Origin of the sequence: Bacillus sp. Root131 (assembly GCF_001429475.1) — a bacterium.
Lineage (GTDB): Bacteria > Bacillota > Bacilli > Bacillales > Bacillaceae_G > Bacillus_A > Bacillus_A thuringiensis_S.
Genome location: NZ_LMJQ01000001.1, coordinates 207,018 through 230,927, shown reverse-complemented (window position 1 = coordinate 230,927; position 23,910 = coordinate 207,018). Strand labels below are relative to the sequence as shown.

Here is a 23,910-nt window from a genome sequence, read left to right as displayed (position 1 = left end):
TGTTTCAGCGGAGCAATGCAATCATTACATAATTAGGGGGATTTCTATATGACATCAAAATTGAAGATGCGAAATATTATTTTTATTTTAATCGGTTCCGCTATATTTTCTTTCGGTATTGTCAATATCAATATTGAAAACCACCTTGCAGAGGGTGGGTTTACTGGTATTACACTATTATTGTATTTTTTATTTAAGTTTGATCCTTCCTACTCAAACTTAATTTTAAATATCCCTATATTTTTTATTGGTTGGAGGTTACTTGGCAGAACGACATTTTTATATACATTAATCGGCACCTTTAGCGTATCTTTATTTCTATGGATTTTCCAGCGTTACGAAGTGCTAAACTTACATTTAAACTTGCAAAATGATATGACACTCGCAGCTTTATTCGCTGGGGCATTTATAGGTATCGGCCTTGGAATAATATTTAAATATGGCGGGACTACTGGCGGTGTAGATATTATCGCACGACTAGCTCACAAATATGTTGGCTGGAGTATGGGAAAAACAATGTTTATGTTTGATGCTGTCGTTATCGTAGTCTCTATTCTTACCTATTTATCATACCGCGAGGGCATGTATACGCTAGTTGCTGTTTTTATCGGTGCTAAAGTCATTGATTTTATGCAAGAAGGGGCTTATGCTGCAAAAGGAGCGACTATTATCTCAGAGAAAAACGATGAAATTGCTGCCAAAATTTTATCTGAAATGGAGCGCGGAGCAACCTTTTTAAAAGCAGTTGGATCGTATACAAAAGTGGAACGTAACGTATTGTATTGCGTTGTTGCTAAAAATGAAATCGTGAAATTAAAAAATATTATTACGTCTGTAGATCCTCATGCTTTTGTCGCTGTAAGTGATGTACATGATGTAGTTGGTGAAGGATTTACGTTAGATGAAAATAAAAACCCTTTACATAATTAAATGTAACTAGAAAAGCACCTTAGCTTTTCTAGTTTTTTATTACAAGTCTTTTAAGCTTCTCCAAATCCTCATAAATAAGCTCCAATAAACTCCGATTATAAAAAATAGAAGCTGGATGAAAAGTTGGAAAAACATGATATTCATTCTCTGACCATATAAACTCTGCACTTTGCATATCCTTTAATTTTTGAATGGGCTGTTTTAATAATTGCCCATGTACATCTGTGATTTTTTTATTTTTTCCTGTTAAACGTTGAAGACCGATATTTCCAAGCGTGACGATAAGCTTCGGATTTATTTTCTCTAATTCATAATCTAATAAAGGCGCATGGGCAACTATTTCTCCTTGATTTGGCGTTCTATTATACTTTTTTTGTATGATTTCACCATTTCGTTCTTTTTTCTCTCGCCATTTATAAGGTCTACTCCGAACAGCGCTCGTAATATATACTTCTTCCCTTGTAACGTGAATACGCTCTAAAAAACCCATTAATTGTTTTCCCGCCCTCCCGCTAAACGGAATCCCATTATGAATTTCTGTTTCACCAGGCGCTTCTCCTAACAACATAAATTTGGGATTTTCAGGGCCTTGTCCACTTAAAAAACCTTCTAGTTGATAAGGAGCACTACGCTCTTTCACTTGTTTTACTAAATGGTCTGGATATTTCATTTCCCCCCACCGCCTTTCCGCATTACTTCTATTATTTCTATTTGCAATACATTATATAATTCAAGCCACACAACAAAAAAAGACTATCAAAATTGATAGTCTTTAGTCGTCGCTACGCTGCATACCAGTATACATTAATACGAGACGTAATAATTCAAATACCGCTACAGCTGCAGCTGCTACATATGTTAATGCTGCCGCATTTAATACTTTACGAGCTTGGCCATATTCATCTGTTGATACAATACCTAACGCTTCAATTTGTTGCATCGCACGCTTTGACGCATCAAACTCAACTGGTAATGTAACGAGCTGGAACACAACACCTGCTGCCATTAGAATGATACCTAATAACAACAAACCAGACATTTGTGCAAATATACCGATTAGGACGAAAACCCAAGACATATTCGAACCAAAGTTTGCAACTGGCACTAACGAATGACGAACGCGCATAAATTTGTAATCTTTTGCATCTTGAATTGCGTGTCCTACTTCATGTGCTGCAACTGCCGTACCAGCAACTGAATGTCCATAATAGTTATCTGTTGATAATCGAACCGTCTTAGCGGTTGGATCATAATGGTCTGATAAATGACCTGGTGTTTCTTCTACAGCTACGTTGTATAATCCATTTTCATCTAAAATTTTTCGAGCCACTTCCGCTCCTGTCATACCTGATGTTGAATAAACTTGTGAATACTTGCTATAGGCACTACGTACTCTTGACTGTGCATACAACGGTATGATCATTATGATCGCGAAGTAAATTAAATAAAACATCATGAACCTCCATTGAAGTTTTAATTATAGTACTTCTCATTCTATTTTCTTCTGCCACTATTGTCAATAAATAAACCTTACAATCCATATCTTTACTTATTACATTATCTATTTTTAGAATGTACATTACTTTTTCTTTTCTCTCTCTCTCCTTTATACTTTCTCCATCCAACATAAGTTAATGTGAATAAAATAAGTCCCCCAGTAATTGTCATAAACCAAATGAGAGAGGGTGCAATTTCATCCTTTTTTACTGTGTGAAATATCTTTTGCAAATCCCCTTTAATAATCCCTAATTGCATTTGGCCGCCTTTCGTTTTTAACATAACGTTACGAAATTCATCCAAATAAGATAAATGAGCATTTACACGCTGTACCTCGTTTTCTGGCAAAGCAATCATTAAGCTTGGATAAATAATATTGAATTCATTTAAAAATGTATTTAACGTTTGTTGAAACTGCCCAACATCTTCTTTTTCCATCGCTTTTTCCATTTGAGAAAAGGCATCCATTACTTTTCTTTCTCTTTCCATCCAAAGCGGTTGATATTTCGATACTTGCGCATCAACAGCAAGTTGTAATGCCAGCACATTATCCATTTTAGCTTGCTTACCTAAACCTTCTTCAAAGAGCGATTGTTGCGCCTTGTCGTAAGCTAAAGAAATAACTCTAACTTGATCTGGTGTTACTTCCTGCTTCTTTTCATTCCCCTTGATTAAAAATTGCTCTGAGAAAAGTTGTAATACTTGTACTGCTTTTTCATCTTCATTACGCTTCACTAACTGTAACGAGTCATCTAACAACCCTGTTAGCTCATTCCACTCTTCAGCATATATACGTAATGGAAACATTATAATTAGAAATGCTATCAATCCAATTAATGTTCTCTTCATCCCGGTCCCCCCTATAACTACTAGTACAAAATATGTTAATTGGGACAAGAATAGAACAGAACTGAACCGAAAAATATATTATCGTTTTACAAAGAAAAAATTCTCTTTAAGCAGAGAATTTTTTCTTTGACATCCTTTTCTTTTTTACGAAATATCTATATAAACTATAACAAAGTATACTACCACCTAAAATGAATAATAAAATAGCACACGCAGCATGCATAAAGAACTCCTCTGGTAGCATTAATATAACTGGATCCGTTTCAATATCAAACATCCAATAATCATTACTGAATAAAAGCTTATGGAATAATACAAAGCTCTTTTCAAAATTAATAGCGATTGGTAACATAAGCGCTATCGGAAAAATGATTGTTAAAATCGATCCGTGCAGTAAAAACTTTTCATTTTTCTTTTTTAATAAATAAATTCCGCCTATCACTGCAATCATAATTGTCGCATACATCACATATTGAATCTTTACTAAAATATTTTTAACATCTACAAAATGAATACGGCCATTTGTAGACATATCTAATGTTGGCAAATGTAATGCTCCGTCATAAAACGGGGATAAATATGTAATAAGCACATCGTAATTTCTTTTAATTTCATCCTTCGTCATATCCGCTAAATCAGGAATATTTAAAAAATCAATTTCAAAATAATACAGCCATTTTCCATACACAACTGCCGTTGTTGCAAGTGCAAAAATAGAAAATGCTATGCTATATGAAACAATTAAAGTAATCAATCGATCCAATATTTTTGTACCACTCTTATTTTTCTCCATGTTCTCCCCCTAAATGTTCTAACCATCATAAAGAAAATTGTTTCCTGTGCTCACGTAAGCAACAATAATATGTAATACATAGTACAGCAACGCTTAACCAAAACGTAAAATAACCAATTTCCTCTACAAACAAATGCATAATTCCATATCGCGGCATTTGCCAAAATAAATAATCAATTGCATCGTTATGCAACGTCCACACACCCGCTACTATAAAATGCCATTTTTTTATACGGTAAAATGGAGCATATAAAACACCTTGCACCGCCATCGCAAAGTGCGAAAGCATTAACATGTAGCCCATAAGGCCAATAGAACCTTTTACGTAAATCATAATCGCATTTACAACAACAGCCCAAATACCATATTTTATTAAAGTAACAATCGCTAGTGCTTCTATTAATCCCCAGTTTCTCTTTGTCAAAAAAGCAATTAAAACAAAGACAAAAAAGAGACTCGCCATAGGACTATCTGGTACAAACGGCCAAAATATAGGTGACGTTTCTTTCAATTGATTTCCGTACCATATAAACCCGTAAATTGTACCTAATATGTTAACAACCAATAAAAATAATAATACCGAGCGTTGTCTTAACATTGCATACAAGTACACCAATCTGTATGTCCAACACCTTTCAAGCAAAGTAATTCATTCACTAAATCCTACTCTATTATAACAAACTTCATCCAACTAAATAGAAAAGCTGACTACAAATTTTGTAGTCAGCTTTTTATTATTTTTTATTATACTTTGCAACGAATTCCGAAAGCTTCTTCAGTTCCTCATCTGTACCTTTAAATACACCTTTAGGCATGGAACCTTTTCCATCTTTCGCAATTTTAGCAATTTCTTCTGGCTTTAAAGTTAAGTTTTGCAGTGCTGGTGCTGCCGCCCCGCCCTGTAAGTTGTCACCATGACATGTTAAACAAGTATTTTTTTGCATTAATTTATAGCCATCATCATTTTTATCAACTGGCGCTGTTTTTACAATTGCTCCTTGTTTCTTTGCAGCTTCCCAGTCGTGGTGTGCTACAGATTCCCAAGTTAAAAAGATAATCGATGCAATTGCTAAAAGCATAAATCCAGTTGCTACAGGACGCTTCAATGGACGTCTTTCTGGACCTCGATCAAGAAATGGAGCTAACAGTAATGCACCAAACGCAATCCCTGGCATAATAAACGCTCCAATTACAGTAAATGAACCGGAAGCATAAGAATACTTTAATAACTGATACAAGAATAAGAAATACCAATCTGGAAGTGGTATATATCCAGCATCTGTTGGATCCGCCATTCTCTCAAGTGGCGACGGATGCGCCACTGTTAAACATAAATAACCGATTAAAAAAACTGCACCAACCATCCATTCTTTTAACAAGAAGTTCGGCCAAAATGCTTCTGTTTTCCCTGGGTATTCAGAATAGTCTTTTGGAATATTTGGTTTCCGAGCTACTGGTACCCGAGAATCTCCTACAAACTTCATCCCTTTGCCGCGATGCATAATCTCCCTCCTTTAGTTCTTTCCCCTTTAATTTAGCAATCTCTTATAGTGGACCGGAAATACCTTGTTTGCGAATCATGATGAAGTGGAAGGCCATTAAACCTAGAAGTGCTGCTGGTAAGAAGAAGACGTGAATAGCAAAGAAGCGAGTTAATGTTTGAGCGCCAACAATTTCGGAATGACCAGCGAGTAATGTTTTAATATAAGGACCAATGAGCGGTGTTTGCTCTGCAATTTGAATCCCTACTTTTGTAGCAAATAAAGCTTTCATATCCCACGGTAATAAATATCCGGTAAAACCAAGACCTAACATAACAAAGAAAATAAGAACACCAACAATCCAATTTAACTCACGGGGCTTTTTATACGCACCTTGGAAGAAAACTCTGAGTGTATGTAAAAACATCATTACAATTACGAGACTAGCACCCCAGTGGTGCATACCACGAACAATTTGCCCATAAGCAACTTCATTTTGTAAATAGTAAACGGATTCCCAAGCATTTTTAATATCAGGCACATAATACATCGTCAAAAACATTCCAGATAAAATTTGAATTACAGTAACGAAAAAGGTAAGTCCTCCAAAGCAATAGACGAATGCAGAAAAGTGATGTGCCGGGTTTACATGTTCAGGTACTTCATGATCAGCGATATCACGCCATATTGGTGTAATATCTAATCTTTCATCTACCCAATCATAAATTTTATTTAACATCTACTTTGCACCCCCTCTTGGCTTTGCTTTTCCTAGATACAGCGTTCCATCTTTCACTTTAGACTCGTACACATCAAGCGGAGCAAGGGGTGGCGTACCCTTAATGTTCATCCCATCTTTTGTATAACGCCCCCCGTGACATGGGCAAAAGAATTGATTCGGATGTGCTTTGTCCGAATTCCAGTTAACTGTACATCCTAAATGTTTACATACTGGAGAGAACGCAACAATGTCTCCGCTTTCATCTTTATGAACCCAAGCCGATTTTGGTTCTTCAGACTTGTACCAACCATCAACCTGCTTCACTTTAAAATCGAAACGCTTCGGCTCTGTTGTAATATCCTTTACTTGCGCAACAGCAACCATATCTGTTCCGGCTTCTTTTCTTAACACCGGATCAAGCGCAAATCGCGTCATCGGCATTAAAATACCGGCAGCCATAAAGCCTCCTACCCCTGTGAGTGTGTAATTTAAAAATTGTCTTCTTGACACGCGATGTTCTTTCTCGCTCACGAAAATTTCCCCCCTCTATCAGAAATTGTCCCCTCGTGATAAATTATATAAAAAATAAAAACTAGGACACTATCATGATATAATACGCTCATGCACAGGTCAATATCATACTACTCATAATAATAAGAACTTTCTGTTTATTGCGAGTTTCCCCACTTCTCTTCCAACATCACCATTATATTTTTTATATGTGCATGAATAACTTCTCTCTTTGCTTGATCACTAAATTGTTCTAATGCTAATGAAGGAAACCAAAATAAATCTCCCTGTAACTCTTGTATATCCTCTTTCCATGAAAAATCACTTGTAACATAAGCAATATGCTTAAAACCTTCTCTTCGTAAATGATTTGTCCATTCTTGCAAACGACCTTTTTCATTCTTTTGACTTTCTACTAAATACGTAAAAGCAGGCAGTAAAAGCACTCTTCCTTTATACTCTCTTTCCAATTCCATACTCAACAATTCGATAAATTCACCTTGTTCTACAACCATTTTTATTTCTTTCGCTGCCGAAATTGATAAAAGCGGTATTACTCCTGTATCAACATACTCTCTTGCTTGCTCAAACTGTTCCACATCTTTTACAATCCATTTCAAATTTCTTCCCCCCTTCATTTACAAATGACAGAACTTTCACTTTATATATATTAAACCATACTAAAAGAGGTAAAAAAAGAAAAACTACCCAATATAGGTAGTTTTTCTTGATAAAAGTCTGAAATTTGTAAAAATATTAATCCAAATACATTCTATAAAGTTTTTAACTCTGCCGTTAATCTATGAAACGCTTCCTTATCTTGCTTATCTAACGCTTCATCAATTTGTTTCAAAAGGCGTTCTCTTCTAAACGAAAATACACTTTCTTCCAAAAACCTTTCTGCAAGTAAACGATCTTTTTCATTTACTTCAATATGCTTTGGTAGATATGGGTTTTCTTCTAATACAGCTACATAATTCGCATTTTGAAACGATGATTTAAAGTTGAGTTGAATATAAATATCCTCATCTCGATTTAAACGAATATCATGAAACGATTTTTCAGCATCTGTTGTCATAACATTTTGTTTAAAAAAGTGAAACGGTGTGTCTTTCACACAATTCGCTGACATCACTAAGCCACGCGGACAATATTTTGCATGCTCTACGAAGTGGACTTTATGCATCAATTGGTCGTGACTCATTAAATAATTCAGAATCCATACACATTCACGCTGTTTCAGTTGGTAATTATTCAAAAACCATTTTACAAAATCCTTCTTCTCGTTTACAGAAACAGGGGTATTCATAGCAATTAAGTCCCTCCTCTGTCTTTCTCTTTTCTTTTTAGATTCAAGAAGCGGCATTCAGTTTCCTTCCAACTTATGAAAAATCCTCTAAATTATATAACAACTCTTCAATATGAATTTGTGTCGGGTCTAGTTGTAATAACTGGGTAAATACTTCTTTCGCCTCTTTTCGCTTTCCTTCTTCCAATAAGAAATAACCGTATTCTTCTAAGAAGTCTGGATGATTCTTAAAAGAAGTATATGCACTTTCATAGTGTTTTAATGCATCCGAATACATTTCTAATTGTTTTTTTGCATACGCAAGGTCCCAAAGTAGTTGTGTATCTGGTTCTCCACTATCAATAGCACGCTCTACAATTGCAATTAAATCTTCGTACTTTTCTTGTTCTTTTAAGATATACGCATATTTTAATGTTGCGCCTAAATGCCCTGGATCTAACTCAAGTGCTTTTTGAAGAACTTCCTCTGCTTCTACTATTTTTCCTAATTTCGCCGCAATGTTCGCTAACTCTACATAAAACGGAACTGAAAGCTCATCTACTTTAATTCCTTCATGAAGCGTTTCATAGCTTTCTTGAAGCATTCCTTCTTTTTCATAGCTTTTCGCTAAATACATGTACAGTGATGCGTACTCAGGGTCTAATTCTTTTAGTTCTTGCCAAGCACCGATTGCTCTCTGATATTCTTCACCTTGGTATAATGTGAAGGCATATCCAAATAATGAGTGAATATCTTTTTGTTCCTCTAGGCCTGCTTCATAATAAGAAATCGCCTCTTCCCAGTTTCCAATCGCACTTAACGTTTCTGCAAGACGAAGTGCGATTACAACACCACCCATTACTTTATGTTCCGCTAATAGCGATTCATAATAAGTAATTGCCTTTTGTTCTTCACCTTTACTACTATATAATTCTGCTAACCCAAACGTAATAACAGGTTCATCAGGCATCATTTCTTTCGCCTTTAATAGTTTTTGCTCTGCTACATCATCAAAACCTTGCATTTGGAATAAATCTGCAACAAGTAATAAAGATTGAACATATAAATCGTCATTTTCTGGAATATCATGAAGTACTTCAATCGCTTCATCTTCTTTATCTAGATCAATATATAATTCTGCTAAAAATACAGTGAATTCACTTTCTTCCGGATACAGTAAACGTAAGTCTTCAGTAATCGCTAATGCCTCATCTGTAAATCCAAGTGTATGATAGTAACGAGCGATATCATACTTCTCTTCATCATTTGCAATTTTTAATTGTTCTTTTAATAATTGTAATCCTTTTTCCGCTTCACCATTTTCAATATATGAAACAACTTGTTCAAACTTTTGCATAAACGTCTCCTTTAATTCTAAAAAATATTCTCTTCTGTTCATTTACCCCGCTATTAACGGGCAGTAAGACCCCCACCTCAAAATTCAGCTAAGGCAAAGAAATTAGTTTGGGGATCAACTGCCCGTAAAAGCCCGATTGGTTCAACTAATAATCAGCGGGGGATAAACATCCCCCCACTGATTAAAGTTTCACTTTATCATAAGCAACTCACTGTTAGAACGCAACCTTTAGAATGAGCATGCTTCTTCTTACAGAGTAGGTAATTGTTCAAAAGGTTCGGATATGACACCGATACCTTATCATCATCTTCTATTGTACCGCTTTCTTTTATGACCGTGCAAATAACTTCTCTCACTAATTATCAAGCCATACAAACCGTGATTTACAGAACAACTTAATTACCAGTCTTCAACCTTTATTTTTAATACGATAAAAAAGGCTCCTATAATAGGAGCCTTCACAATCTCTTAAGAATATGTTTCTTCTTTCTGTACTTGCTCATTTACAAGCTCTTTCAGCAACTCTATAATTTCATCATTTTCTTCTTTCAAACCGACAGTAATACGAATACCATCATCGATACCAAATGCAGCACCAGAACGAACGATATATCCTTTTTTCATTAATCGTTCGAAAGCTTCATTACCCGGTATACCAAGTTTTAAGAAAATGAAATTTGTTTGAGATGGATAATAGAATACGTTATATTCTTTACAAAATGCATAATACTGATTTAGACCTTCAGCATTCTTTTTCACACAATCTTGTAAAAAGGCTTGATCTTCTAATGCAGCGAGTGCTACAGATTGCGCTACAGTTGATGTATTGAATGGTAACCTTGCTACTTCTAGCTGTCCGATTAACTTCGCATCCCCAATCGCATATCCAATACGAAAAGCAGCTAAACCATATGCTTTTGAAAACGTGCGTAAAACCATAAGATTTTCATACTTTTCAAGAAGTGGTAATGTTTGCGGATAGTCTTCTGCTTCCGCGTATTCATAATATGCTTCGTCCATAATAACGAGAGCCGACTTAGGAACCGATTCTAAAAATGAAAGTAATTTTTGTTTCTCAACATATGTACCTGTCGGATTATTCGGATTACAAATCCATACAATTTTCGTTTTATCATCTACTTGCTCTAGCATTGCATCTAAATCGTGAATACCATCTTTAAGTGATACTTCACGAACTTCTGCTCCTTCAATAACAGCATGGTGATGATATTGTGAAAACGTAGGATTCGCCATTACAACGTTTGTTCCTTCATGTAGTAACGCTCGGCTAATCATTTGAATGACTTCATCTAATCCACTACCAAATAGTAGTTGTTCTGCTTTTACACCTAAATGTTCCGCTACTTTTGTCCGAAGTTCAAAGGCATATCCATCTGGATAAAGGGCATATTGGCTCGCTAAAGAAGTTAATGCTTCTGTCACACGCGCTGAGCAACCGAATGGATTTTCGTTCGATGCTAATTTCACAATTTTCGATAATCCATATTCCCTTTTTACTTCTTCAATGTTTTTCCCAGGTACATACGCTCTCAAAGTTAACAATTGCTCTTTCACTCTCATTTTTCTTCCCCCAGTCATTTCATTCAATTTGATTACAATACAGTTATAGCCCCTTACTGTAATCTTTTATCATAACCGTCACTATTACGAGAATACCTCTAAATGAGCACTTCACAACACTTCGCTATCATTTTAAACCATATCTTTTTGAAATGCCTCTAACGCAATATGAACAGTCTCATCTGAAATAGATACGACATTCACTACCCCATATTCCTGCATAAGCACCATATGAATTGCTCCTGCATTTGCTTTCTTATCTTGTTTCATCAATTGAACGAGGCGCTCTACATTCAAATCTCTTGGCATTTTTGGATAGCCGTATTTCAAGAACCACTGCTTCATATCTTCATAAGCAAGATTAACCTTGTACACTTGCTCACTTAAAAATATGGCGAATAACATTCCAACCGCTACGCCGTCACCGTGAGTAATATTTCCATACCCTAGCTCTTTTTCAAGAGCATGTCCTAACGTATGTCCAAAGTTCAAATGGGCACGTACACCCTTCTCTGTTTCATCTTGTGATACAACATTTGCCTTTACAGGAATCGCCTTCGTTAATATATGGATTAACTTCTCATCACGAAGATCCGCTAATGTTTGCACTTCTTCTTTTAACCAATGATATAGCTCCACATCACCAATAAGAGCATGCTTTATCACCTCTGCATAACCTGAACGCCACTCTTTTTTAGGAAGAGACTGTAAAAACGGTGTATGATATACAACTGCTTCTGGCTGATGGAATGCACCAATCATATTTTTACCTAACGGATGATTAATCGCTACTTTCCCACCTACTGCGCTATCGTGCGCTAATAAAGTCGTCGGAACCTGCACAAAGCGAATACCACGCATAAACGATGCAGCAACAAAACCAGCTAAATCTCCAATCATTCCGCCTCCCAGTGCAAGAATTAAAGAATTTCTATCTAATTTATTTTCAAGAGCTGACGTATGAGCCGCATAGAAATTTTCGAAAGACTTCTCTTTTTCGCCACTTGGTACAACAAACGAAAACACGTCCTGCTCCACTTGTAATGCATCGATAACTGTCTGTAAATGTAGTGATGCAACAGCTTCATCTGAAATGATCATTACGTTAGATACAGCTGGCTGCATATTTTGAACGATCATTGTTAAGTGTGACAACGCTTCTTTACCAACATGTACATCATATTCTTTTGATTTCGTTTGAATATGTATGTTTCCCATTAAAATCCCCTCGCATATTCATTATGTTTCTCAATATTTTCACGAATCAGTTCCATACGATCTAATCCGAATTGTTCTATTAAAGCTGTTGCTAATTCCCAAGCCACAACCGCTTCTGCAACGACACTAGCTGCTGGTACTGCACAACTATCTGAACGTTCAATGCTCGCTGTAAAAGGCTCTTTCGTATCAATATCTACACTTTGAAGAGGTTTATAAAGTGTAGGTATCGGTTTCATCACACCGCGCACAACAATTGGCATTCCAGTCGTCATACCACCTTCCAATCCACCTGCATTATTTGTTCTTTTTGTATATCCATGCTCCTCATTCCATAGAATTTCATCATGAACTTCACTTCCCGGTCTATGCGCTGCTTCAAAACCAATTCCAATCTCGACACCTTTAAAAGCATTAATACTCATAATTGCAGCTGCTAATTTCGCATCCAGTTTTCGATCATAATGCACGTAGCTACCTACTCCAATTGGCATTCCTTCCACAATTACTTCAACGATTCCACCAATTGAATCACCATTTGCTTTCGCATCATCAATCGCTTTCATCATTTGGTTACCAGCTTCGTCATCTAAGCAACGTACAGGAGATGCTTCTGTAATACTCTTTAATTCTTCAATTGAACTATACGTAACCTCCTTAGCTTGTACACCGCCAATTTCAATTACATGGCCCGCCACTTTAATACCAAGTTCTGCTAACACCTTTTTAGCAACCGCACCAGCAGCAACACGCACCGTCGTTTCGCGCGCTGACGAACGTTCCAGTACATTCCTCATATCTCTATGACCATATTTAATTGCACCATTTAAATCAGCATGCCCAGGCCTTGGTTTTGTCACTTTCCTTTTCATCTCTTTTTCTTCTTGTTTCGTTAAAGGTTCTGCACCCATAACTTTTATCCAATGGGCAAAATCACGATTTTCAACAATGAGTGCAATAGGGGAACCTAATGTTTCTCCATGTCTAACACCACTTAAAATTTGCACTTGATCCGTTTCAATTTGCATGCGTCTACCACGCCCATACCCCTTTTGCCTTCTAGCTAACTCTTCGTTTATATCATCCGCTACTAAAGACAATCCTGCTGGAACACCCTCTATAATTGTTGTAAGTTGCGGACCATGAGATTCACCAGCTGTAATATATCGCATACGTTATTCCTCTTTTCGTATATGTATTTATCTCACTATATTAACTTTTATCATTCTAAAAATATTAAAGAAATTATATCATATATCGACCATTTTCTTATTCTATATTTCCGATAGGCCTAATTTAAATATCAATATATCATAACAGCTCAAACTTCGTAACTAATTGAAAATAAAAAAAGTGCAAGAAGAATACCCCTATTCTTCTTGCACTTTTTACTATTATCACAGTGATTAAAGCGTTTACAAATTATTTCGAAATAATTAGTAAATCCATTCATTCATTAATTTTGAGTAGTCAACTAATTCTTCTTCTTTAAAGAAAATAGCAATCTCGCGCTCTGCGCTTTCTAAAGAATCAGAACCATGGATAATGTTTTTCGCAACAGTTACACCGAAATCTCCACGAATTGTTCCAGGAGCTGCTTCATGTGGTCTTGTTTTCCCCATCATGTTACGCGCTGTATCTACTACACCTTCACCTTGCCATACCATTGCGAACACAGGTCCAGATGTAATAAAGTCTACTAACTCACCAAAGAAAGGTTTTTCCTTATGCTCAGCGTAGTGTTGTCCAGCAATTTCCGGAGTGACTTGCATTAATTTTGCACCAACTAATTGAAAGCCTTTTTTCTCAAAACGAGCTACAATTTCCCCAATGAAGGCACGTTGTACACCGTCTGGTTTTACCATTAGAAATGTTTTTTCCATAAAAAATCTCTCCACTTCTGAATTATGTATGTAATTGTATATCCCCACACACATATTATCACCCTTATCACAATTGTGCAATAGTTTTGAAATAGAGAGATTATTTTATTTTTTAGAATAAACATTAAAATTTTCGTTTTCCAATATACTTTGCAACATTTTGTAATGCGTACTTTGCTTGTCCACGTGGGAGTGGTTTTATTATTTCTAAAGCTTTATGTAAATAACGTTCACTAAACGCAAATGCTTGATCAATTGCTGTACTATTTTTTACAGCATCAATAATTTCTTGCATTTCACTTGCTGTTGAATTTTCATGTACAGATGTGATTTGCTGACGAAGTACGGGATCTTCCATCGCATATAAAGCAGGAAGTGTAATATTCCCTTGTAGTAAATCTCCACCAGCAGGTTTTCCAAGTTTCTCTTCTGTAGAAACGAAGTCTAAAATGTCATCAATAATTTGATAAGACATTCCTACAAAATACCCATACCAAAATAGACGATTTACCGTATCACGATTAGCACCAGCAGCAATCGCTCCCAATTGACAACTCGCGGCAATTAATAATGCTGTTTTTCGCTTTATTCTTCTTAAATACGTTCTTAAATTTTGGTCATAATTGTATTTATCTTTAATTTGTTCAATTTCACCTTTACAGACTTCTAAAATAGTATGCGATAACGCTTGATGTGCCTCTGGAATTTCGATATTTGTTATACATTCAAGAGACTTAGCGAACAGATAGTCCCCTGTATACATCGCAATACGATCTCCCCATTTTGCATTCACAGTCGCACTGCCGCGTCGTAAAAATGCAGCATCAATAACATCATCGTGAACAAGAGAAGCCATATGAATAAGTTCTAACGCAACAGCAACATGCTTAATTGCATCTAACTTATAATCTCCAAATTTCCCTGCAAGCAACACAAATACAGGACGAATTCGCTTCCCACCAGCTTCAATAAGCTGTAATGCTGCCTCTTCTACTAATGGCTGTTCAGAAGCGACTGTCTTTTTTAATTCTTTTTCTATCACATTAATATCCGATCGTAAAAAAGAGTACATAAGTTGTAACTTCATATTGTTCACCTTAACCTAAAACTTCTTTTTTCTATTTTGATTCTGGTTTAATACCTAAATGCATCGCTGCTACCCCAAAAGTAAATGGTTTTACTTGCACACGTTCAAGTCCAGCTTGCTCAAACATTTGAGCCAGTTCTTTCATCCCTGGGAACGTACTAGCAGATTCTTGAAGCCATGAATATTCTTTATAACTTTTCGCAAACATCTTTCCAAATAACGGCATGATATATTTAAAGTATAAAATATACCCTTGTCGAAAACCAATCATTGTTGGTTGAGATGTTTCTAAACAGATTACTTTTCCACCTGGTTTTACTACACGTGTCATTTCTTTTAATACGTGCATATAATCCGGTACGTTACGTAAACCAAACCCAATCGTCACATAATCAAACGTATTATCTTCAAATGGAAGTTCCATTGCATTCCCATGTAGAAGTTCTACTTGTTTTAATTGTAACGCCTCTACCTTTTGCTTACCGACAGATAACATATTTTCACTGAAGTCTAAGCCAACAACCTTTCCTTGTTCACCTACCGCTCCAGCTAGCGCAATTGTCCAATCTGCGGTTCCACAGCATACATCAAGCGCTTGACTGCCTGGTTGTACATCCATAATTCGCATCGTTTCTTTACGCCACGCTTTATGTCTTTGAAAACTAATTACAGAATTCATCACATCGTATTTATCAGAAATCTTTTCAAATACGTCATGTACTCTTTCTTCTTTTGATTGTTGCATGCTCGTACCTTCTTCCAATGTAAAATTGCTTATGTCTTCTATTTATCCCTTAACACAGAATTTATTTCATTAATGTCTATGTGATTTTCTAAAAATTGTTTTTCTTTCTTTCTCAATTCCATCATCCAACTATTAATCACTACTTCTGCTTTATCCCCTAAAGCATCTTGCATCGCTTGAAAAACAGGTGAATGTTGTTTATCAGCATACAATTGAATTTCTTTTTGAAGACGATTTCCACCTAATACGTATGTGATAAATGGCTTCCAATGTGATAAATGAAAATGATCACATGTTTTTTGAAGGAGCGCAGACTCAATCGTTACTACGCTTTTCATTATGTCATCCGTCGTTTCATGCGCTTTTTGGTATAACATAATTTTGTGTTCATTTATCTCTTTAATTCCTTCAGCAAGTGCACGAATTAAAACAATATCACGATTCATAGACAATAAATAATAATATAGTCCACTATAGTAATCGCCTGCAAGTACTGTTAATTGACGACATTTATGCGATTCAATCGCTTCCTCGCCTGCTTTATTTGATACCTTTTCATGCGTATCAAGCGCAATTTGCACAAGCATAATCGTTACTACGTAATGCTCAATTTGTTCTATATGTAAGTTTGCACTCTTTAAAGCACCATATAACAATGCTATCTTTTCTTCATCAATAAATGGTTCTTCAATATAGTTTATAAAATAAGGATGGCGTAATTTCTCCATCAATTTCTCTTTTATACCCGCATACCCTCCGTAGATGTCACACACAAAAAATCACCCTTGTTTTCTAATTCATAAAACTTATTATAACACATACACTCTATTTTCTATAACCAAAACTTGGCTACACCTACCATTCATGTAAGCAATTTTTCTAATCTCACTCTGTCTAGCTAAAACTATATCATTTATTTACTAAAAAAAAAAAGAAAAGCAGTTTCCCGCTTTTCTTTACTTCGTTTTAATAAACGATAAAATTTCACTGCGCGCTGCAGCATCATTTTCAAGCACACCACGCACTGCTGTCGTTACTGTTTTCGCACCTGGTTTTTTCACACCACGCATCGTCATACACATATGTTCTGCTTCTACTACTACCATTACACCATGAGGCTCTAATACTTCCATAATAGAGTTCGCTACTGTTGATGTAATACGTTCTTGCAGTTGTGGACGACGTGCAATTGTATCTACAGTACGAGCTAATTTACTTAACCCTGTCACCTTTCCACCTTGCGGAATATATGCAACGTGAGCAACTCCATAGAATGGAACTAAATGATGCTCACACATCGAATAAAATGGTATATCTTTTACTAGTACAAGCTCTTCGTGATCTTCTCCGAATACTTTATGCAAATGCTCTTTCGGATCTTCATGCATACCTGAGAACACTTCTGCGTACATTTTTGCAACACGTTTTGGTGTATCAAGTACTCCCTCACGATTTGGATCATCCCCAATCGCCTCTAAAATAAGGCGTACTGCATGTTCAATTTGTTCTAAATTAACTTTTGCCATCCGCTAGCCCTCCCGAAAACCTAAAAGTGATACGAACACATTCTAGCATATTTATGTTTTTAAAAGCAAAAAGAAGAGTTCCCAAAAAGGAAACTCTTCTTCCCTGTTAATATGTAAGGATTATTTAACCGCATCTTTTAACGCTTTACCAGGTTTGAATGCAGGTACTTTACTTGCAGCGATTTCAATCTCCTCACCTGTTTGTGGGTTACGACCTTTACGAGCCGCACGCTCACGAACTTCGAAGTTACCGAATCCGATCAGTTGTACTTTATCACCTTGTTTTAAAGCTTCTAAGATAGAATCAAAAACAGCGTCTACTGCTTTTGTTGCGTCCTTTTTAGAAAGGGAACTTGCTTCTGCAACAGCATTGATTAAATCTGTCTTGTTCATGCCATTCACCTCCTCCCAAAGATAAGACTGTATAATGATCATAAAATGAGTCTTACTTTCATTTGTAGGCAATTTTTACAAATTCTATACTACAAAGATGTAGATAAATCATTATCAACGCCTATATTATACGATTCTCCTTTATAATTCAATATTTTTAAGGAAATTGTTACTGTGAAAATGTGAAAATCTGATGAAACTTGACAATTTACAACAATGTATTAGATAATGACTGTTTATTTTTCTATTTTATAATCAAAAAAAAACAAAAAATCCCTCTACAATGAGAGGGATTTTTCTTATAGTATAATCGCAATTAATCCGCCAGATCCTTCATTAATAATTCTTTCTAGCGTTTCTTTTAATTTATATCTAGCGTTTTCTGGCATTAAGGATAATTTCGCTTGAATTCCTTCTCGAACAATTGAGCTAAGCGAACGTCCAAATATATCAGAATTCCAAATTGATAACGGGTCATCTTCAAAATCTTGCATTAAATAACGAACTAATTCTTCACTTTGCTTTTCAGTACCAATGATCGGTTCAAACGTTGACTCTACATCTACTTTAATCATATGAATGGATGGCGCTACCGCTTTTAACTTCACACCAAACCTTGAACCGTGACGAATAATTTCTGGCTCATCTAAGCTCATATCTGCTAGCGCAGGCGCTGCTACACCATATCCTGTTTGCTTAACCATACGCAGTGCGTCTGCGACTTGGTCGTATTCTGTTTTCGCATGAGATAAATCGAGCATAAGCTTCAATAAATGATCTTTCCCCCGAATTTCTACCCCTACTACTTCTTTTAAAATCTGATCATATAATTCATCTGGCGCATATAAATCAATCTCCGCCACACCTTGCCCCATATCAATGCCAGCTAAGCTCGCTCGATCAATAAATTCATATTGACTAAACTGCCAAACAACCCGATCCACATCACGAAGACGTTTTATATCCTTCACAGTTTCTTGAACTGCTTCTTGATAACTTTGACGCAACCAATGCCCTTCATTTAGCACCATTACCCAGCTCGGAAGGTTCACATTCACTTCTAATACAGGGAATTCAAATAGCGCTTCACGAAGTACATTATATACATCTGTTTCTCTTAAACTCTCCACACTCATTGCAATAACCGGGATATCATATTCTTCTGATAAACTTTGGCGTAATTGCTCTGTATCTGGATGATACGGCTGTACCGTATTAATTATCATAATGAAAGGTTTTCCTACTTCTTTCAATTCATTTACAACGCGTTCTTCTGCCTCTATATAATCTCTTCTTGGAATTTCACCAATTGTTCCATCTGTTGTAATTACAACACCAATTGTTGAATGTTCTTGAATTACTTTACGCGTGCCGATTTCTGCAGCTTCATGGAATGGAATAGGTTCTTCATACCAAGGGGTATTAATCATGCGCGGGCCATTCTCATCTTCATAGCCCTTCGCTCCTGGAACCGTATATCCAACACAATCTACTAATCGAATATTCACTTCAAGTCCTTCATCTACTTCGATAGAAACCGCTTGGTTTGGAACAAACTTCGGTTCCGTCGTCATAATTGTACGACCAGCAGCACTTTGAGGCAATTCATCCTGCGCTCTTTGACGGTCAGACTCATTCTCAATATTTGGAATAACTACAAGTTCCATAAATTTTTTAATGAATGTTGATTTCCCTGTTCGAACAGCTCCTACAACTCCAAAATAAATATCACCGCCTGTTCGTTCTGCAATATCTTTAAAAATATCTACCTTTTCCAAGTGATTCCCTCCCTCAAAATTTTTGGGAATAATTCCGCGTTTATAGTCAACTAATACCTTCTCTAACGTTGCCTATAATATCTGATATAATATAATGGTATTCTAGAAGTTCGGACAATATATCATATAATTTTGTCCAATTTCATATGACTATTAAAAAATATCTTTTGTTTGCATCGTAAGTTGTATAACATAAAAAACCTTTCTTCTAGAACTTATTCACTAAAAGAAAGGTTCATGACTTATGATTTTAAAAAAATTGGTTCTCCGTCCTTTACCGTGTACGGTAAAGAATAAGCTGGTACAAACGGGGAACCTTTCGAAAGTATATTTCGAATATCTTCTCCCTCCGTAAACTGCCCTTCATTTTTTTTCAAAGCGTCATATAAGTCGATTCTATAATCAACAAAAACTTCTCCTTTTTCATTAATTACAAAAGGAAGTCCTTTACCAGAATATGGACTTGTCACTTGTGGCACATCTTTATATCCTAGTTTTTTAAAATCCAATTCATATACACCATCTGAAATTACTTTTTTAAAAGGTGGATATTGATGTTCATCACGATACATCCTAAGCTTTAAAGATAGTTCCTGAATTTGTTCAGCCATCCTAACATCAATTAACTTTACTGTTGGATTTGTTTCAACGTCTATTAATACGTATTGATATACTCCTCCACTTTCATATGCATTCCCTGGTGCTTCTTGTATGTAACGCGGGGCAATCTGTTGAAAGTCGATTGGATACTTTTGATAAATAGGTGTACTCATATCCCTCGTCTTAATTGGCAATATCCCATCATTTTGCTCCTTAAATGTCACAACAGCTTTTTGAACAACCTGTAGCTGATCTTCATAAGGAACCGCATTTTGCTTCATATTTTCTTTCGGATACAGACACCCCGTTAAAAGGCTCATACAACAAAATATTAAAATAATATGGACTTTTTTCACTAGCATCACCTTTTCATACTAATATAACTTGCTCCGTATGTAGTATTTTCGAGACCATTCCATTTACTGCTGTACAGGTCCACTAAATACAACAAGAAAAATAACAATTCCTGACACAACCATAAGGGTGTACGCTACTAACGCTGTAATCCCTTTCAAAAATTTATTCTGTATTTTATGTCTACTTAATAAAATAAAACTTACTGCAAAAAACATAAATCCAATTGCCCCTAAAGCCAACCACATTTTCATAAGCCCTTCTGACATATACACACCCCTTTTTATTAATCTATTTTTATACTATTTTAACAAATTAAAATCTTTAAACAAATACAAAAAGAACATTTTACTACAAATTACGAATATGTAACTTTAATCAATAGGTTTTTCAGCATTTTCCACTAATCTAGATAAAAATAAAACCGAAGCGATTGTATCTCTCGCTTCGGTTGACCAAATATGCCCAAAAACAGCTCTATTCCCATTCTTTCATGGCTATCATATGCAATCTACAAACTCTTTGTTTCTCATAATTTATTTTTTAAACATTTTGCTTAACGAGCCAAAATCTGCTGGCATATTATTATTAATAATCGCTTTTACAATTTGATCCTCTTGCTCTTTCGGCACTTCACGTCCCGCCATAAGAGCCACTTGATGAATTAATTGACGAAGTACAGTTTCATCACGTAAATTCGCATTTTGCACGGATGACGCTAATTTAAAAATATCCTCTTTATTTACTTTCGCTTCCTTCTCAATATTATTAAAAATGTTATTATCCATTCTTTTCACCCTCTCCTCAAGTTACTCTTCATCCTATGCAAAAATAAAAAAATGGTGAAAAGACCCATAAAATAAAAAAGCGACAGAAGTACAAATGTACTTCTGTCGCTTTTCTTTACAGTAAGTCAGGTATAGCTTCCACTTCATGTTTTCGAACACGTCCCATCAATGAGCCTACCGCATCTTTTACGTTATTCCCATTGAACAGCACGTCATATAAAGCAGCTGTAATCGGCATTTCAACTTCCATTTTCTCTGCCAATTCATGAGCAGCTTTCGTTGTTCTTACACCTTCCACAACCATACCCATGCTTTCTAACACTTCTTCTAAAGAATGTCCTTTTCCAAGCATATTTCCAGCGCGCCAATTTCGGCTATGAACACTTGTACAAGTTACAATTAAGTCTCCCATACCGGTTAGACCAGCAAACGTTAACGGATTCCCGCCCATTTTTCTTCCTAAACGAGCAATCTCTGTTAAACCACGTGTCATCAATGCCGCTTTTGCATTATCACCTAATCCAAGACCATCAGTTATACCAGCAGCTAATGCGATAATATTTTTTAACGCACCACCAAGTTCAACTCCAACGATATCTGGATTTGTGTATACACGGAAATAACTATTCATAAATAAATCTTGTACTTCCTCAGCCGCTTCCATACGCTTTGCTGCAGACGTAACTGTTGTCGCTTGTCGTAAACCAACTTCTTCAGCATGACTCGGTCCAGACAATACAACAACATCTTTAATTAAGTTCTCTGGAATTTCTTCCTCGATCACTTCCGAAATACGTTTTGACGTACCAGGTTCAATCCCTTTACTCGCATGAATCCAAGTAATCGGTTCTGTAACAATTTCTTTCATCTCTTGTAATACATCTCTGTACGCTTTCGTCGGTACTACTAGCAGTACTGTATTTACATCTACTAATGCTTCTTCTAAAGAAGAGTAGGCTACGATTGTGCTTGGCAATGTAATGCCTGGGAGATATCGACTATTCTCATGTTTCGTATTCATTTCATCCATAAGTTCTGAGCGATTTCCCCAAATACGTACATCATGTCCATTGTCAGCTAATACCATCGCTAACGCTGTTCCCCAGCTACCTGCTCCTACTACTGTGATTTTTGTCATAAAATCACATCCTCTCCATTAGTCTCTTGCTCGAGCAATAATGTGAATCGGCGTTCCTACAAAACCGAACGCTTCACGTAAACGATTCTTTAAGAAGCGCTCATATGAAAAGTGCATTAATTCTGTATCGTTTACAAACACAACAAATGTCGGTGGTTTTACCGCAACCTGTGTCGCATAGAAGATTTTCAGACGGCTACCATTATGAGTCGGTGTTGGATTCATCGCTACCGCATCCATAATTACATCGTTTAATACGTTTGTTTGTACACGGATACTATGGCTTTCATTTACCTCATTGATAACCGGTAATAACGTTTGTGTACGTTTTTTCGTTTTTGCAGATAAGAATACAATCGGTGCATAATCCAAGAATTGGAAATGAGCACGAATATTTTCTTCAAATGCTTTCATTGTTTTTTCATCTTTTTTCACTGCATCCCATTTGTTTACAACGATAATAACAGCTCGTCCTGAATCATGAGCATATCCAGCGATTTTTTTATCTTGCTCAATAATTCCTTCTTCTCCGTCTAAAACAACTAAAACAACGTCAGAACGTTCAATCGCTCTAAGTGCACGAAGTACACTATACTTTTCTGTACTTTCATATACTTTTCCTTTTTTACGCATACCAGCTGTATCAATGATTACATAATCTTGATCATCTTTACTATATGGTGTATCGACAGCATCACGCGTCGTTCCTGCGATATTACTTACAATTACACGTTCTTGACCAAGAAGTGCATTTACAAGCGATGATTTCCCTACATTTGGACGTCCAATTAAAGAGAAACGGATTGTTTCATCGTCATACGCCTCTTCTTCAATCTTTGGAAAATGATTTGCAGCTTCATCTAACAAATCACCAAGTCCTAAACCGTGTGTACCTGAAATCGGGAATGGCTCGCCAAATCCTAATGAATAAAAATCATAAATATCACTACGCATTTCTGGATTATCAACCTTATTTACCGCAAGTACAATTGGTTTTTTAGAACGATACAAAATTTTAGCAACTTCTTCATCCGCTGCAGTTACACCATCGCGACCATTCGTCATAAAAATGATAACATCTGCTTCATCAATCGCAACTTCCGCCTGTTGACGAATTTGTGTCAAGAACGGCTCGTCTCCAATATCAATTCCACCTGTATCAATAATGTTAAACTCATGATTTAACCATTCTCCCGCACTATAAATACGGTCTCGAGTTATACCTGGGATATCTTCTACGATTGAAACTCTTTCTCCAACTATTCTATTGAAAATAGTAGATTTTCCTACGTTCGGGCGGCCTACTATTGCTATTACTGGTTTCGGCATATACTTTCATCCTTTCAACTTGCTTCTGTTTATTATGTAAAAAACCCTTCTTTGTGCAAGAAGG

Annotated in this window: 27 protein-coding genes; 1 reads left to right on the top strand and 26 read right to left on the bottom strand. The window is 36.1% G+C overall.

The features are described from left to right. Positions 1-48 precede the first annotated feature (48 nt). Entirely contained in the window at positions 49-930 is an 882-nt protein-coding gene (locus ASE54_RS01245; protein WP_000202121.1) for a YitT family protein, read from the top strand. 28 nt (positions 931-958) lie between these two features. Here ASE54_RS01245 and ASE54_RS01240 read toward each other — a convergent pair whose 3' ends face one another. The 26 genes from ASE54_RS01240 to engA all read right to left on the bottom strand — a co-directional run bounded on the left by ASE54_RS01240 (position 959) and on the right by engA (position 23,846). Further along, positions 959-1,600 (bottom strand): uracil-DNA glycosylase, encoded by a 642-nt coding sequence (locus tag ASE54_RS01240; protein ID WP_000876853.1) that lies wholly within the window; start codon positions 1,598-1,600, stop codon positions 959-961. 102 nt (positions 1,601-1,702) lie between these two features. Then, positions 1,703-2,386: a zinc metallopeptidase gene (locus tag ASE54_RS01235; RefSeq protein WP_003258828.1), complete on the bottom strand. Its 684-nt coding sequence runs from the start codon at positions 2,384-2,386 to the stop codon at positions 1,703-1,705. Positions 2,387-2,487: 101 nt separating this feature from the next. Continuing rightward, positions 2,488-3,276: a sporulation protein YpjB gene (gene ypjB, locus ASE54_RS01230; protein WP_000831587.1), complete on the bottom strand. Its 789-nt coding sequence runs from the start codon at positions 3,274-3,276 to the stop codon at positions 2,488-2,490. 106 nt (positions 3,277-3,382) lie between these two features. Further along, complete coding sequence (locus ASE54_RS01225) at positions 3,383-4,069, bottom strand: TIGR01906 family membrane protein (RefSeq protein WP_000414366.1); 687 nt, start codon at positions 4,067-4,069, stop codon at positions 3,383-3,385. 25 nt (positions 4,070-4,094) lie between these two features. Continuing rightward, complete coding sequence (locus ASE54_RS01220) at positions 4,095-4,685, bottom strand: DUF1405 domain-containing protein (protein ID WP_000262840.1); 591 nt, start codon at positions 4,683-4,685, stop codon at positions 4,095-4,097. Positions 4,686-4,803: 118 nt separating this feature from the next. Continuing rightward, entirely contained in the window at positions 4,804-5,571 is a 768-nt protein-coding gene (gene qcrC / locus ASE54_RS01215) for a menaquinol-cytochrome c reductase cytochrome b/c subunit (RefSeq protein ID WP_000554601.1), read from the bottom strand. Positions 5,572-5,614: 43 nt separating this feature from the next. Further along, entirely contained in the window at positions 5,615-6,289 is a 675-nt protein-coding gene (gene qcrB, locus ASE54_RS01210; RefSeq protein ID WP_000932700.1) for a menaquinol-cytochrome c reductase cytochrome b subunit, read from the bottom strand. Beyond that, complete coding sequence (gene qcrA / locus ASE54_RS01205) at positions 6,290-6,802, bottom strand: menaquinol-cytochrome c reductase iron-sulfur subunit (protein WP_001290420.1); 513 nt, start codon at positions 6,800-6,802, stop codon at positions 6,290-6,292. Between the two features lie 137 nt (positions 6,803-6,939). Continuing rightward, positions 6,940-7,419 carry a YpiF family protein gene (locus tag ASE54_RS01200; RefSeq protein ID WP_003258820.1) on the bottom strand — a complete coding sequence of 160 codons (480 nt, stop codon included), beginning with the start codon at positions 7,417-7,419 and terminating at the stop codon, positions 6,940-6,942. Positions 7,420-7,553: 134 nt separating this feature from the next. Next, positions 7,554-8,090 (bottom strand): ReoY family proteolytic degradation factor, encoded by a 537-nt coding sequence (locus tag ASE54_RS01195; RefSeq protein WP_001095925.1) that lies wholly within the window; start codon positions 8,088-8,090, stop codon positions 7,554-7,556. 73 nt (positions 8,091-8,163) lie between these two features. Next, on the bottom strand, positions 8,164-9,426 hold the full coding sequence (locus tag ASE54_RS01190; RefSeq protein WP_001168695.1) for a tetratricopeptide repeat protein: 1,263 nt from the start codon (positions 9,424-9,426) through the stop codon (positions 8,164-8,166). A 468-nt stretch (positions 9,427-9,894) separates the two neighbouring features. Then, the gene (hisC, locus tag ASE54_RS01185) at positions 9,895-11,007 is read right to left on the bottom strand and encodes a histidinol-phosphate transaminase (protein WP_001264022.1); all 1,113 of its coding nucleotides are present in this window, start codon (positions 11,005-11,007) and stop codon (positions 9,895-9,897) included. Positions 11,008-11,139: 132 nt separating this feature from the next. After that, positions 11,140-12,225, bottom strand: coding sequence for a 3-dehydroquinate synthase (gene aroB, locus ASE54_RS01180; protein ID WP_000526805.1), 1,086 nt, complete (start codon positions 12,223-12,225; stop codon positions 11,140-11,142). Then, positions 12,225-13,397: a chorismate synthase gene (aroC, locus tag ASE54_RS01175; RefSeq protein ID WP_001269376.1), complete on the bottom strand. Its 1,173-nt coding sequence runs from the start codon at positions 13,395-13,397 to the stop codon at positions 12,225-12,227. Before aroC ends, aroB begins: the two co-directional genes overlap by 1 nt. Positions 13,398-13,661: 264 nt before the next feature. After that, complete coding sequence (gene ndk, locus ASE54_RS01170) at positions 13,662-14,108, bottom strand: nucleoside-diphosphate kinase (RefSeq protein WP_000415883.1); 447 nt, start codon at positions 14,106-14,108, stop codon at positions 13,662-13,664. A gap of 124 nt (positions 14,109-14,232) precedes the next feature. Next, on the bottom strand, positions 14,233-15,195 hold the full coding sequence (gene hepT / locus ASE54_RS01165) for a heptaprenyl diphosphate synthase component II (protein ID WP_000776080.1): 963 nt from the start codon (positions 15,193-15,195) through the stop codon (positions 14,233-14,235). A gap of 31 nt (positions 15,196-15,226) precedes the next feature. Beyond that, the gene (gene menG, locus ASE54_RS01160; protein WP_001187674.1) at positions 15,227-15,940 is read right to left on the bottom strand and encodes a 2-heptaprenyl-1,4-naphthoquinone methyltransferase; all 714 of its coding nucleotides are present in this window, start codon (positions 15,938-15,940) and stop codon (positions 15,227-15,229) included. A gap of 38 nt (positions 15,941-15,978) precedes the next feature. Then, complete coding sequence (locus ASE54_RS01155; RefSeq protein ID WP_000332840.1) at positions 15,979-16,713, bottom strand: heptaprenyl diphosphate synthase component 1; 735 nt, start codon at positions 16,711-16,713, stop codon at positions 15,979-15,981. Between the two features lie 183 nt (positions 16,714-16,896). Further along, positions 16,897-17,466: a GTP cyclohydrolase I FolE gene (gene folE / locus ASE54_RS01150; RefSeq protein WP_001151482.1), complete on the bottom strand. Its 570-nt coding sequence runs from the start codon at positions 17,464-17,466 to the stop codon at positions 16,897-16,899. Between the two features lie 120 nt (positions 17,467-17,586). After that, positions 17,587-17,859: an HU family DNA-binding protein gene (locus ASE54_RS01145; protein WP_001043860.1), complete on the bottom strand. Its 273-nt coding sequence runs from the start codon at positions 17,857-17,859 to the stop codon at positions 17,587-17,589. Positions 17,860-18,158: 299 nt separating this feature from the next. Continuing rightward, the gene (spoIVA, locus tag ASE54_RS01140) at positions 18,159-19,637 is read right to left on the bottom strand and encodes a stage IV sporulation protein A (protein WP_000416521.1); all 1,479 of its coding nucleotides are present in this window, start codon (positions 19,635-19,637) and stop codon (positions 18,159-18,161) included. A 242-nt stretch (positions 19,638-19,879) separates the two neighbouring features. Then, positions 19,880-20,593 (bottom strand): hypothetical protein, encoded by a 714-nt coding sequence (locus ASE54_RS01135; protein ID WP_000755479.1) that lies wholly within the window; start codon positions 20,591-20,593, stop codon positions 19,880-19,882. Positions 20,594-20,656: 63 nt separating this feature from the next. Beyond that, entirely contained in the window at positions 20,657-20,860 is a 204-nt protein-coding gene (locus tag ASE54_RS01130; RefSeq protein WP_001289006.1) for a DUF2768 domain-containing protein, read from the bottom strand. A 267-nt stretch (positions 20,861-21,127) separates the two neighbouring features. Next, on the bottom strand, positions 21,128-21,379 hold the full coding sequence (locus ASE54_RS01125) for a stage VI sporulation protein F (RefSeq protein WP_000369753.1): 252 nt from the start codon (positions 21,377-21,379) through the stop codon (positions 21,128-21,130). A gap of 115 nt (positions 21,380-21,494) precedes the next feature. Further along, positions 21,495-22,517: an NAD(P)H-dependent glycerol-3-phosphate dehydrogenase gene (locus ASE54_RS01120; RefSeq protein WP_000161783.1), complete on the bottom strand. Its 1,023-nt coding sequence runs from the start codon at positions 22,515-22,517 to the stop codon at positions 21,495-21,497. A gap of 18 nt (positions 22,518-22,535) precedes the next feature. Then, positions 22,536-23,846, bottom strand: coding sequence for a ribosome-associated GTPase EngA (gene engA / locus ASE54_RS01115; RefSeq protein ID WP_001125890.1), 1,311 nt, complete (start codon positions 23,844-23,846; stop codon positions 22,536-22,538). Between the last annotated feature and the right edge of the window lie 64 nt (positions 23,847-23,910).